This window comes from Sphingobium chungbukense (genome assembly GCF_001005725.1).
GTDB classification, from domain to species: domain Bacteria; phylum Pseudomonadota; class Alphaproteobacteria; order Sphingomonadales; family Sphingomonadaceae; genus Sphingobium; species Sphingobium chungbukense.
This window is the reverse complement of the sequence record NZ_LBIC01000001.1, coordinates 288,163-299,163: the sequence shown is the minus strand read 5'-3', so window position 1 is coordinate 299,163 and position 11,001 is coordinate 288,163. Positions and strand designations below refer to the sequence as shown.

The 11,001-nt window shown below is 65.4% G+C and carries 14 protein-coding genes; 5 read left to right on the top strand and 9 right to left on the bottom strand.

Features of this window, described 5'->3' with window-relative positions; all coding sequences use genetic code 11:
• Positions 1 to 16 precede the first annotated feature (16 nt).
• On the bottom strand, positions 17 to 697 hold the full coding sequence (locus tag YP76_RS01445) for an OmpA family protein (protein WP_046761834.1): 681 nt from the start codon (positions 695 to 697) through the stop codon (positions 17 to 19).
• 153 nt (positions 698 to 850) lie between these two features.
• Between YP76_RS01445 and YP76_RS01440 the strand changes: the two genes are divergently transcribed.
• The 3 genes from YP76_RS01440 (at position 851) to YP76_RS01430 (ending at position 3,560) form a co-directional block, all read left to right on the top strand.
• The gene (locus YP76_RS01440; RefSeq protein WP_046762559.1) at positions 851 to 2,167 is read left to right on the top strand and encodes a hemolysin family protein; all 1,317 of its coding nucleotides are present in this window, start codon (positions 851 to 853) and stop codon (positions 2,165 to 2,167) included.
• Between the two features lie 3 nt (positions 2,168 to 2,170).
• Positions 2,171 to 2,992: a kinase gene (locus YP76_RS01435; protein ID WP_046761833.1), complete on the top strand. Its 822-nt coding sequence runs from the start codon at positions 2,171 to 2,173 to the stop codon at positions 2,990 to 2,992.
• A 100-nt stretch (positions 2,993 to 3,092) separates the two neighbouring features.
• The gene (locus tag YP76_RS01430) at positions 3,093 to 3,560 is read left to right on the top strand and encodes a T6SS immunity protein Tdi1 domain-containing protein (RefSeq protein ID WP_046761832.1); all 468 of its coding nucleotides are present in this window, start codon (positions 3,093 to 3,095) and stop codon (positions 3,558 to 3,560) included.
• Positions 3,561 to 3,622: 62 nt separating this feature from the next.
• Here the strand turns inward: YP76_RS01430 and YP76_RS01425 are convergent, their stop codons facing one another.
• The 7 genes from YP76_RS01425 to YP76_RS01395 form a co-directional block, all read right to left on the bottom strand.
• A complete protein-coding gene (locus YP76_RS01425; RefSeq protein ID WP_046761831.1) occupies positions 3,623 to 3,814 on the bottom strand; it encodes a Trm112 family protein in 192 nt (63 codons plus the stop codon).
• Positions 3,811 to 4,419, bottom strand: a complete 609-nt coding sequence (locus YP76_RS01420) for an LON peptidase substrate-binding domain-containing protein (RefSeq protein ID WP_046761830.1) — start codon at positions 4,417 to 4,419, stop codon at positions 3,811 to 3,813. The genes YP76_RS01425 and YP76_RS01420 overlap by 4 nt, the downstream gene beginning before the upstream one ends.
• Before the next feature lie 14 nt (positions 4,420 to 4,433).
• Positions 4,434 to 5,345, bottom strand: coding sequence for a tetratricopeptide repeat protein (locus tag YP76_RS01415; RefSeq protein WP_046761829.1), 912 nt, complete (start codon positions 5,343 to 5,345; stop codon positions 4,434 to 4,436).
• 265 nt (positions 5,346 to 5,610) lie between these two features.
• Complete coding sequence (locus tag YP76_RS01410; RefSeq protein WP_046761828.1) at positions 5,611 to 6,456, bottom strand: MipA/OmpV family protein; 846 nt, start codon at positions 6,454 to 6,456, stop codon at positions 5,611 to 5,613.
• Between the two features lie 73 nt (positions 6,457 to 6,529).
• Positions 6,530 to 6,982: a DUF2141 domain-containing protein gene (locus YP76_RS01405; protein ID WP_046762558.1), complete on the bottom strand. Its 453-nt coding sequence runs from the start codon at positions 6,980 to 6,982 to the stop codon at positions 6,530 to 6,532.
• Positions 6,983 to 6,987: 5 nt separating this feature from the next.
• Positions 6,988 to 7,713 (bottom strand): sterol desaturase family protein, encoded by a 726-nt coding sequence (locus YP76_RS01400; protein ID WP_046761827.1) that lies wholly within the window; start codon positions 7,711 to 7,713, stop codon positions 6,988 to 6,990.
• 31 nt (positions 7,714 to 7,744) lie between these two features.
• The gene (locus YP76_RS01395; protein WP_046761826.1) at positions 7,745 to 8,635 is read right to left on the bottom strand and encodes a prephenate dehydratase; all 891 of its coding nucleotides are present in this window, start codon (positions 8,633 to 8,635) and stop codon (positions 7,745 to 7,747) included.
• 186 nt (positions 8,636 to 8,821) lie between these two features.
• Between YP76_RS01395 and YP76_RS01390 the strand changes: the two genes are divergently transcribed.
• Both YP76_RS01390 and YP76_RS01385 read left to right on the top strand, forming a co-directional pair.
• Positions 8,822 to 9,442 (top strand): c-type cytochrome, encoded by a 621-nt coding sequence (locus YP76_RS01390; RefSeq protein WP_046761825.1) that lies wholly within the window; start codon positions 8,822 to 8,824, stop codon positions 9,440 to 9,442.
• 48 nt (positions 9,443 to 9,490) lie between these two features.
• Positions 9,491 to 10,063, top strand: coding sequence for a GNAT family N-acetyltransferase (locus YP76_RS01385; protein WP_046762557.1), 573 nt, complete (start codon positions 9,491 to 9,493; stop codon positions 10,061 to 10,063).
• 136 nt (positions 10,064 to 10,199) lie between these two features.
• On the opposite strand, the gene YP76_RS01380 is transcribed toward YP76_RS01385, so the two are convergent.
• Positions 10,200 to 10,919, bottom strand: coding sequence for a dienelactone hydrolase family protein (locus tag YP76_RS01380; RefSeq protein ID WP_046761824.1), 720 nt, complete (start codon positions 10,917 to 10,919; stop codon positions 10,200 to 10,202).
• Between the last annotated feature and the right edge of the window lie 82 nt (positions 10,920 to 11,001).

Sequence of the window (11,001 nt, the reverse complement as noted above, 5' to 3'; positions counted from 1 at the left end):
TTGGCCAATTTCCGCCTCAGCTCCGCACGTCCTGTTCCGTGACGGGCGCGATCTTGATTTCGACGCGGCGGTTGGACGCCTTGCCTTCGGCCGTCGCATTGGAGGCGATCGGTTGCGTTTCACCGAAACCGCGCGTCGCGATGCGCGCCGACTGCACGCCATGGCTGGTCAGATAATCCCCCACCGCCTGCGCGCGGCGTTCGGACAGGGCCTGGTTATAGGCATCCGTGCCGTCGCTGTCGGTGTGGCCATACACGTCGATATAGGTCTTGGGATATTGCGCCAGCACCGATGACACATCGTTCAGCGTCGGCTGGAACTGCGGCTGCACGGCCGAACTGTCGGTGGCGAAGGTGATGCCCGACGGCATGCGCAGCACCAGATTGTCGCCGTCTCGGATCACGTCCACACCGCTGCCGGCGGTTTCCTCGCGCAATTTCTTTTCCTGCGCGTCCATATAGGCGCCGATACCCGCGCCCGCGACCGCGCCGATGCCCGCGCCCAATATCTTTTCGGTGCGGTCATGCCGCCCGCCCACCAGATCGCCCAGCAGATAGCCGCCCAGCGCGCCGCCGATGCCGCCGATCGCGGCCTTCGAAATGGTGCGGTTGCCGGTGTTGGGGTCGGTGGTGCAGGCGGTGGTAGCCAGCATGGCGGCCAACCCGGCCGCGCCGATGATGCGATGAAGATTCCGCATGGATTTCAATTCCCTTTTTCTCGTGCACCCGAACGGGACGGATGCACCCCTAATGGTCGAGACGGGGCATTTGTTCCACAAGCGAACTGAACTGCGGATGATGGAACGGTTGTGAAATTGACAGAAACGAGGTTATAGGTGGCCCCGACCACCATGGCCAATATCCCCCCGCACGCTCCGACGCCCTTTCCCTGGGTCGACCTCGTCATCATCCTGGCGCTGGTCGCGCTGAACGGCCTGTTCGCCATGTCGGAACTGGCGATCGTGTCCGCCCGCAGGCCGCGCCTTCAGGCGATGGAGAAAGCGGGGCGGCGCGGCGCGCGCTCCGCGCTGACGGCGGCGAGCGATCCGGGCAAGTTCCTGTCCACCGTGCAGATCGGCATCACCCTGATCGGCATCGTCGCGGGCGCCTATTCAGGCGCCAGCCTGGGCGGCCCCACGGGGGAGCGGCTGGCGATGCTGGGCCTGTCGCCCAGTGCCGCGGAACATGCCGGTTTCGCGCTGGTGATCGGCCTTACCACCTATGCCTCGCTGATCGTCGGCGAACTGGTGCCCAAGCAGTTCGCCCTGCGCGCGCCCGAACCGATCGCCGTGCTGGTCGCCGGGCCGATGCTGTGGCTGGCGAAGGTCACGGCGCCCATCGTCTGGGTGCTCGACGGGTCGAGCGCGCTCATCTTCCGCCTGCTGCGCATGACCCGCGAATCGGAAAATCAGGTGACGGCGGAGGAACTGCACCTGATCGTGGCCGAGGCGAGCAAGTCCGGCGTGATCGAGGAAAGCGAGCGCGCCATCATCTCCGGCGTGGTGCGGCTGGCCGACCGCCCGGTGCGCGAGGTGATGACGCAGCGCATGGATGTCGACTGGATCGACATCCACGCCGATGAGGCGGCGATTCGCGCCAAGCTGCTCGACACGCCGCACACCCGCCTGCCGGTGGGGCGGGGCACGGTGGAGGACATCATCGGCGTCGTGCAGGCGCGCGACATCATGACCGCGCTGTTCCGGGGCGAGGGGCTGAGCCTGGAGACGCTGATGCGCAAGGTGGAGGTCGTGCCCGATCAGGTCGACGCCATGGACGCGCTGGAGGTACTGCGCCGCGCCGAGGTGCCGATGGTCATGGTGCATGACGAATATGGGCATTTCGAGGGGATCGCGACGCCCGCCGACCTGCTGTCCGCCATTGCGGGGCATTTCGTGTCCGACCAGGGCAGCGAGGATGAGCCCGATCTGGTCGAGCGGGAGGATGGCAGCCTGCTGGTTTCGGGCCAGATGCCGGTCGACCTGCTGGCCGAGCGGATCGGCATCGACCTGCCCGAGGATCGCGACTATGCGACGGTCGCCGGTCATGCGCTGTGGCTGATGAAGCGCCTGCCCGAAGTCGGCGACTATATCGACGATCAGGGCTGGCGTTTCGAGATTGTCGACATGGATGGGCGCAAGATCGACAAGCTGCTGGTCGCGGAGCGCTGAACCGTGCCCGGCGCGGCGCTGGATGCGGTCGAGGGGCTGGTCAGGCGGACGCTGGAAGGGCGCGAAGGGCTGCTGGTGGTCGGTCTGTGCGGGGCGCAGGGCAGCGGCAAGTCAACGCTGGCGGCGGGGCTGCGGCAACGGCTGGAGCGGGATGGAATTCCGTCGGCGATCCTCTCCATCGACGATCTCTATCGAACCCGCGCGGAGCGGGAGGAACTGGGCCGGACCGTGCATCCTCTGCTGCGCACGCGCGGGGTGCCGGGGACGCATGATGTGGCGCTGGGCCTGCGGGTGATCGACGCATTGGCACGGGGCGAGGCGGCCCCGCTGCCCCGCTTCGACAAGGCGGCGGACGATCGCCAGCCCGTGGCGCGATGGGAAAGGGCGGCGGCAGGCACCCGGCTGCTGCTGCTGGAGGGCTGGTGCGTCGGCGCGCGGCCCCAGGCGGCAGCGGCGCTGGCGCAACCCGTCAATGCGCTGGAACGGGAAGAGGATGCGCAGGGTGTCTGGCGCGCTTATGTGAACCGGGCGCTGGCGGGCGACTATCAGGCGCTGTTCGCGCGGCTGGACCGGCTGATGCTGCTGGCCGCTCCGGGGTTCGAGGTCGTCCGGCGCTGGCGCACGCAGCAGGAGCATGATCTGCGGCGCGACGCGGGCGCGGGCGCCGGGGTGATGTCCGATGCCCAGGTGACGCGCTTCATCCAGCATTATGAGCGGCTGACGCGGCATATTCTGGCCGAGATGCCGGGCCGGGCCGACCTGGTGATCGCGCTGGACGAAGCGCGGCGCGTGATTGGCATGGGCGGTACGGATTATGACCGCTGACGACCAGTTTTTGCCGTTGCGTAGGAGGATACCGCTTCCTGATTGCGGACATTGCGCCCCTCTGGAATAAAGACCGCTAACTAATTGGGAGAGTTACAAAGTGAAGTGGTCAGACCTGACGGCGACGCCAGATAGCGATGCAATGAACACATTACGATCGAAGTGGCACTGGCTTCTTGGTGCCGATTGGACGCCACTTTTGTTTTCTGCCTTCGGTGACGCGTTCATTGAAAAGGGCGGGCAGGTGCAATGGCTTAACACAGGCACTGGCGAGATCATTCCCGTCGCTAAAGATCGAAATGAGTTTCAGCATAAGCTCGGCGGCGATGAGGCAAATGACTGGTTCATGCCGGGGTTGGTGGCAGCCCTTCGCGATGCTGGTAAATGCCCGACCGAAGGCCAGTGCTTCACCTACGCGATCTACCCTGTTTTTGCCGAAGGCAAATATGAGGTCGGCAACTTTGCGGTGGTGCCGATAAAGGAGCATTTTGGATTATCCGGCGACCTGCACCGTCAGATTGCCGGTCTGCCGGAAGGCGCAACCGTTCAGTTACAAATGGAACCATAACGTCGCTTTTCTTGCGGCGCTCGCCGCAACCGGACAGTCTCAAATCCACCCAAATCAGCCGTTCACCCCTGCCACATATCCTCCAATGGACGCGCTTCGCGCACTACCAGCACCGGCACGCCATCCCGCACCGGGAAAGCCAGTCCCGCCGCTTGCGACACCAGCTCGTGCCGCTCCGCATCCCAATGCAGCGGCGTGCGCGTCGCCGGGCACACCAGCTTGGCGAGCAGCGCCGGATCAGGGGCGCCGCTCATTGCATCGTCGCCCCGCCGTCGCGCTCGATCCGCCCGACGATCTGCATCAGCTGGATGATCCGGTCCGCCCGTTCGTTCAGCGTGTCCGCCTCCAGCAAGGTCTGCTTGGCCGCAGGATCGAAGGGCACGATCTGCGCGATGCCGTTCACCAGCGCCATGTCGTCCAGCCGGGAGACCGCCGTCCAGTCCACTACATAGCCCAGCGCGTCGGCGAAGCGCCGCGATTCCTGCTCCAGCGCCGCCCGCTCGACGGCGGAGAGGATTTCATCCTCTTGCCCGATCGGCTCGACATCCGCCTCGATCTGGCGAAAAGCGGTCGGCACGTCCAGTTCGCGCACCACCCGGAAGCGCGCCAGCCCCTTCAGCAGGATATTGTACCGCCCGCCCTCCAGCGCCTCGATATGGGTGATATGCCCCAGGCAGCCGACATCGAACAGGGCAGGCTTCACCCCCTCCTCGCGCGGCTGGATCATGCCGATCCGCCGATCCCGCGCCATGGCGTCATGGATCATCGCCTGATAGCGCGGCTCGAAGATATGCAGCGGCAACTCCATGCCCGGCAGCAGCAGCGCGCCGGGCAACGGAAAGATCGAGACACGCGACATGACGCCCGTGCCGGTCAGGAAAAGAGGATCTGGGACAGCTTGCGCCGCTGCGCCGCGACCCAGGGGTCTTCCAGTCCCGTCGCCTCGAAGAGCTTCAGCAACTGCGCCCGCGCGGCGCCGTCCTTCCAGGCCCGGTCACGCCGCACCAGTTCCAGCAGTTCCTCGGCCGCCCGGTCCCGGTCGCCATTGGCCATCAGCCCACCCGCCAGTTCGAAGCGCGCCTCATGATCGTCGGGATCGGCGGCGACCTTCGCCTCGACGCCCGAAAGGTCCGACACCGGCTTCGCATCGCGCGCCAGGGCGATCGCCGCGCGGGCGCGTTCCACCGCCTGATCCTTCGCGACGTCGGTGGGGAGCGCCGCCAGCACCGCTTCCGCCTCGTCCAGCCGGGCGAGCGCCACCAGCGCCCGCGCCTGGCCCGAAGCGACATCGGCATTGTCCGGCACCATTTCGGCAATCTGCTGGAACAGGGAAAGGGCGCGTTCCGCCTCTCCGCCCGCCAGCACTTCCTCTCCCATGGCGATCAGGGGCGCGATTTCCTGCAACTGCGCCTTCTCGTCCGATTCGATGGGAAGCTGTGAGAGAAGCTGGTCGAGATATTGCTTCAATTGCCCCTCTGTCCGCGCCTGGCTGAGGTCTGCGACCGGCTGGCCCTGGAACACGGCGTAGACCGTCGGGATCGACTGGACCCGGAACTGGGCGGCGATGAACTTGTCCTCATCGACGTTGATCTTGACCAGCTTCACGCCCTTCGTCGCATAGTCGGCGCAGACCTTCTCGATCACCGGCCCCAACTGCTTGCAGGGGCCGCACCATTCCGCCCAGAAATCCACGATCACCAGACTGGTGCGCGATGGCTCCACCACATCGCGGCGGAATGTTTCCACCGATGCCTTGTCGGCCTCGCTCAGTCCAAGGGTCGCCACGTCAAAATCTCCTGCTGCCGATGCGGTTGCTGACCGCTTCCATACAGCGCCTTATGTGGGTCGTCACCCCATAGGAACAAGGGAGATCCGGCGGGAGATCGGCCGGCCTTCAGACTCTGTCTGGAAATGCGCGCAAGAGCATATTTCGACGCCGCACCGGCCCGCTCCCCCACCCAGCCACCCATATGATATTGCCGTTGGGTGGCCAGATGGGGAAGCGGGCCGGTGCGGCTATGCGCCGATAGGCGCATTTCCAAACAGACTCTCAGAATGTGTAGCCGACGCCGATCGCTCCGATCCACTGGTCCTTCGATCCGGCGATCGACACGATGGGCGAATCGGCATAATCGCCCAGAATCCGCGAATAGCTGCCCGCCGCGAAGATCGCCCAGCCGTGGCGCAGGTCGCCCGACAGCGACTTGCCGCCCGCCAGGCTGAAATTGACCTTCTTGAACCCCGCGCCGTCGCCCGCGCGGCCATAGACCGGCAGGCCCGACGCCGCCGATCCGGCGGCATCCACATCATAATAATAGCGGCCATATTTCTTGCCGACATAATCGGCCGAGACGCCGAGCCCGACGAAGGCCGTCCGCGACAGGGGCGTCATATATTCGATGGCCGGCGTGACGACATAGCTGCCATGCGCGCCCGCGACATCCTTCGTCACGGCGATGCGCGCCGACAGATTGTCATAGGCGCTGGTGATCACCCCGGTCTTGCCGATGCCGACGAAGCCGCCGACTTCCACCGCGATGTCGCGCTTGCCGAGCAGGCGCACGGCGTCGTCCTTGATATTCTTGCGGCTCGACCGGTCGAAACGGGCCGCCACCACCGGCCCCAGTTCGACATCGATACCCTGGGGATCGCCGTTCGGAATGGCGTCGACATAAAGCGCCGTCCCGCGCGTCCAGAAGGCGAAGTCCTTTATCTTGCCCCGAAATTGCGGGACCGGCAGCACGCGATAGTCATCGGACCCTTCGTAGCTGGGGACGGCAGCAACGCCCACGCCCATCGTCAGGCTGCTATGCTCTTCCTCCTGCGCGAAAGCCGGGTGCGCAAGGAAAAAGGCCGCGGCGATCGCCCCGGGGACAAGATAACGGCAATGAAGCATAAAGACCCTGTTCTGAAATACTCGTCGGACATCAGAATGTTCTGATGCCCCCGCAGGTTCCGGCGAGTCGTTCCTAAAGGAAATATTTGAGTTTTATATCCTGCTTCACCGCTGCGTTCATCATCTGGAACTGCGCGGATTTGAAGCTCGGCGCGCCGAAGCGGATCGCCGGATTGCGCGAAAAGCCGACCCCCTCGCGCGGGATGCCGGCAAAGGTGTCGAGCTTCCCATTGCCATTTTCGTCATGGATGATGGCGATGGCGTAATTGCCCGGCGCCATCCGCCCCAGTTCGATCGCGGCGCGGGTGACGGGCACGGTGAAATGCCGTCCGTCGGGATCGTCGCGGCAATCGGGGAAATGCGCGGCCGCGCGGGTGACGCAGATCAGCAGATTGCCCTTGCCCGACCGCAGGCCCTGCACATCCATGCTGAGCGGTTGTGCCGGATCGCCCGTCGCCGTTCCGGGGGCCGCCGCACCCATCGTCATCGCCGCCGCCGCGACCAGCCATCCCGCCTTGTCCTTCATGCCGTTCATGCCGTCTCCCTGAAACTGCCCAGTCCCCTGTCGGTCCCGCACAGCCGGTCCCAGAAACGGAAATAAAGCCCGTAATTGCAGGCATAATGTTCATGATGGCGCTGATGATGGCTGGCGGTGATCAGCCATCGGCCGAGCGGCCCCCGCACCATCCAATGTGGAAACATCTCCCACCCCATATGGTTGCTGACCCCCATGACGGTCATGATCGTCAGCACCATGCCCAGCGCCGCCACATGGACCGGGATGAGGAACACGAGCGCCGGGATCACCACCGCGCCGGTCAGCGCCTCCCAGGGGTGGAAGCTCATCGCCGCCCAGGCGGTCGGCGGTCGGCTGGCATGGTGGACGGCATGGGCGATGCGGAACGGCCGGGGCCGGTGCATCCAGCGATGCGTCCAATAGAACCAGGCGTCATGGGCGAGCAGGTAGAGCAGAACCGAAAGCGGCCAGTACCAGAGCGGAAAATCGCGCATGTCGCTGTAGATGCGCGTCCAACCCCGCGCCTGCCATCCCCAGGCGACGACGCCCGCCGGAATGCCATAGATCAGCGCGGAGGCGAGCGACCAGCCGATCTCCCGCCCGATCTGCCGGCCGAGGCCCCGATACAACCCCGGTTTGCGCACCCGCGTCGCCAGCGCGAAGCCCCCGCTTGCCAGCAGGTAGCGCACGCCCACAATGACACTCATCGCAAGGGCGGACAGGAGGATGGCTGTGGCCATGGCCCGAACTATAGCAGCCCAGGGCCCGGCGTCACGTGCGCGGCCTTGCTTGCCGGTAGCTGCCCAATATCCGCACCCATTTGGTGTGGAATTCCAGCTCCGCCAGCGCCCGGTCGACCGCCGGATCGCCCGGCATCCCCTCGATATCGCAGTAGAATTCGGTCGCGGCAAAGCTGGCGCCACGCTGATAGCTTTCCAGCTTGGTCATGTTGACGCCGTTGGTGGCGAAACCGCCCATCGCCTTGTAGAGCGCGGCGGGGATGTTCTTCACCTCGAACAGGAAGGTGGTCATCACCGGCCCGACGCCCGCCACCGGCATCTTCGGCTCGCGCGCCAGCACCAGGAAGCGCGTCATATTGTCGTCGCTGTCCTCGATATTCTCCGCCACCAGTTGCAGGCCGTACAGCTCCGCCGCCAGATAGGGCGCGATCGCCCCCTCGCCCGCCGCCTTCGTTTCGGCCACCAGAGCCGCCGCGCCCGCCGTATCGGCATAGCTGACCGGCTGGATGCCGCGTTCGCGCAGATAATGGCGACATTGGCCCAGCGCCTGCGGATGGCTGATCGCGCTCTTCACCGGCGCGGTGTCGGGCGCCATCAGGCAATGCCGGATGCGCAGGAAATATTCGTCGATGATGTGCAGCCCGGATTCGGGCAGCAGGAAATGCATGTCCGCAACGCGCCCGTGCAGGCTGTTCTCGATCGGGATGATCGCCCGCGCGGCCTCACCGTTGCGCACCGCGTCGATCGCATCCTCGAACGCGAAGCAGGGCAAGGGCTGGCAATCGGGCGCATAACCCAGCGCGGCAAGGTGCGAATTGGCGCCCGGCGCGCCCTGGAAAGAGACGGCGCGGGCCGGATCGGCGGCGGCCTTCGCGGCCATTTCCGCGACCAGGACGCGGGCGGGGGCAGGATAGTTTTCCATGGATCAGAAGCGCGCTTATTCACTCGCTCGCGCCTGCGCAAGCATCCATAGGGGAAGTAGCCCACGAAAATCCCGTCATTTCCCTTCATTCCAACGCTTGCACGTTCGCGTTTGCGCCATTATGGCATCCGACCGAGAGGGGACGCGACCATAAGCGCCCAGACAGATCCAGGGGAATCCGAGCGAATGGGCGATCGTTTCAATACCGCTGCTGGTTGGGCTTTGTTCGCGGGTATCATCGCGCTGGGTGGCGCGATCGTCAGCTCGAAATTCTTCCACGAGGAACGGCCCGAGAAGATGGGCTACGCCATTGAAGGCGTCGAGGCGGAGGGCGCGGGCGGCGCGGCCGCAGGCCCCGGCCTCAACACCCTGCTCGCCAGCGCGGACGTCGCTGCGGGCGAGAAGGTGTTCGCCAAGTGCGCGGCCTGCCATACCGTCAACCAGGGCGGCGCCAACGGCATCGGTCCCAATCTCTATGCCACAGTCGGCGAAGGCGTCGGCCAGGGCAAGGGCGGCTTCGCCTTCTCCGACGCGCTCAAGAGCAAGGGCGGCAACTGGACCTTCGAGGCGCTGGATCACTGGCTGACCAGCCCGCGCGAATTCGCCCCCGGCACCAAGATGACCTTCGCGGGCCTGGGCAATCCGGCCGACCGCGCGAACCTCATCGCCTGGCTGAACACCCAGGGTTCGAATCTGCCCCTGCCCGCCGCCGACGCGGCACCGGCAGCGGGTGGCGACAATGCGGCAACGGCGGAAGGCAATGCGGCGAACGCGGCTGCCCCGGCCGAAAACGCCTCGGGCAAATAAGCACCGACTGAAGGGATATTGGTCCACGATCCCATCCGGATCGAGGATTTGACGGGCGCGGCACTGGTTGCCGCGCTCGATGCCTTGGCGGACCTGCGCATCGCGGTATTCGGCGCCTTCCCCTATCTGTACGACGGCAACCGCGCCTATGAGCGGGACTATCTCACCGCTTATGCGCAAAGCCCCGGCGCGCTGGTCGTCGGCGCCTATGCGGGCGACCGGCTGGTCGGCGCCGCCACCGCCGCGCCGATGGCCGATCATGCCGCCGAGTTCGCTGCCCCCTTCCGGGAGAAGGGCATGGATATCGGCCGCATCTATTATTTCGGCGAATCGGTGTTGCTGCCCGACTGGCGCGGTCGTGGCATCGGCCACGCCTTTTTCGACCGGCGCGAGGCCAGGGCGCGGGAACTGGGTTTTGCCATGGCCAGCTTCTGCGCGGTCGTCCGCTCGCCCGATCATCCGGCCAGGCCGAGCGGCTATTCGCCGCTCGATCCCTTCTGGCATGCGCGCGGCTTTGCCGCGGTGGAGGGGCTGGTCGGCACGTTCCGCTGGAAGGATTTGGGCAATGCCGAGGAAAGCGACCACAGCATGCAATTCTGGGTAAAACGGCTGGCGCCCTGAGCAACGCGAGGAGGGGGCTCGCCGTTTTGGGTGCTTTCTGATTCAATCAGATCGAAAACCGCTCCAGTCTGTCATCCCGGCCTTTGCCGGGATGAGGGATGTCGTTGACGTCCGCCCATGGCCATCCGTTTCCAATTTATCCGAACAGGTCGCCCAGGAAATCAACCATGGAGCGGAAGCTGCGGCGGTCGGCGTCCGGCTGATAGGCGAGGCCCTTTTCCGGCATGTTCACCGCATGATCCGTGAAGGCGTGACCGGTGCGGCCATAGGCGTGGATTTGCCAGTCGCATCCGGCTTCGGTCAGTTCCTTCGCCAGGGCGACGGTGGCTTCGGGCGGGGCGATCGGGTCGTCCCAGCCGTGACAGATCAGCAATCTTGCCGTGATCTCCGCATGGGGGAAGGGCGGGGCCTCATAGACGCCGTGGAAGCTGACGCCGCCCGCAATGTCGGCGCCGGAACGGGCGAGGTCGAGCACGCATCGGCCGCCGAAGCAGAAGCCGATCGCCGCAGTGCGGTTCGCGTCGGCTTCGTCGAGTGATTTCAGCAGCGCGTGGGCGGCATTGACCCGGTCGCGCAGCAGGGTGCGATCGGCATTCAGTTCGGCCATGTACCGGCCCATTTCGGGATCCGTGCGGGTCGTGCGCCTGCCTTGGCCGAAGACGTCCGCCACGAGGACGGTGTAGCCTAGTGCCGCGACCTTTTCGGCATAGACGAAATCCGTTTCCTTGGTGCCAAGGACATTGGGGAAAAGCAGGATGCCCGGGCTTGGTGCGGTGGCCGCAGCGTCGAACACGGCCATGCTCTCGAACGGACCATCAGCGCCTTCATGGACGATGACGCGGCGGGTGATGGTCATGGAGGGCTCCTGGCTTTGGGTGATTCGGGAGGAGACCATAGGATTTGGTGGAGGGGCGGCAAAGGCCGTGATTGACCAGAAA

Bases quoted from the DNA above. Each gene is read 5' to 3' on its own strand.
- YP76_RS01425 (WP_046761831.1), bottom strand. From the start codon at position 3,814: ATGAGCGGCGCCCCTGATCCGGCGCTGCTCGCCAAGCTGGTGTGCCCG.
- YP76_RS01410 (WP_046761828.1), bottom strand. From the start codon at position 6,456: ATGCTTCATTGCCGTTATCTTGTCCCCGGGGCGATCGCCGCGGCCTTT.
- YP76_RS01400 (WP_046761827.1), bottom strand. From the start codon at position 7,713: ATGGCCACAGCCATCCTCCTGTCCGCCCTTGCGATGAGTGTCATTGTG.
- YP76_RS01380 (WP_046761824.1), bottom strand. From the start codon at position 10,919: ATGACCATCACCCGCCGCGTCATCGTCCATGAAGGCGCTGATGGTCCG.
- YP76_RS01445 (WP_046761834.1), bottom strand. From the start codon at position 697: ATGCGGAATCTTCATCGCATCATCGGCGCGGCCGGGTTGGCCGCCATG.
- YP76_RS01395 (WP_046761826.1), bottom strand. From the start codon at position 8,635: ATGGAAAACTATCCTGCCCCCGCCCGCGTCCTGGTCGCGGAAATGGCC.
- YP76_RS01390 (WP_046761825.1), top strand. From the start codon at position 8,822: ATGGGCGATCGTTTCAATACCGCTGCTGGTTGGGCTTTGTTCGCGGGT.
- YP76_RS01420 (WP_046761830.1), bottom strand. From the start codon at position 4,419: ATGTCGCGTGTCTCGATCTTTCCGTTGCCCGGCGCGCTGCTGCTGCCG.
- YP76_RS01440 (WP_046762559.1), top strand. From the start codon at position 851: ATGGCCAATATCCCCCCGCACGCTCCGACGCCCTTTCCCTGGGTCGAC.
- YP76_RS01405 (WP_046762558.1), bottom strand. From the start codon at position 6,982: ATGAAGGACAAGGCGGGATGGCTGGTCGCGGCGGCGGCGATGACGATG.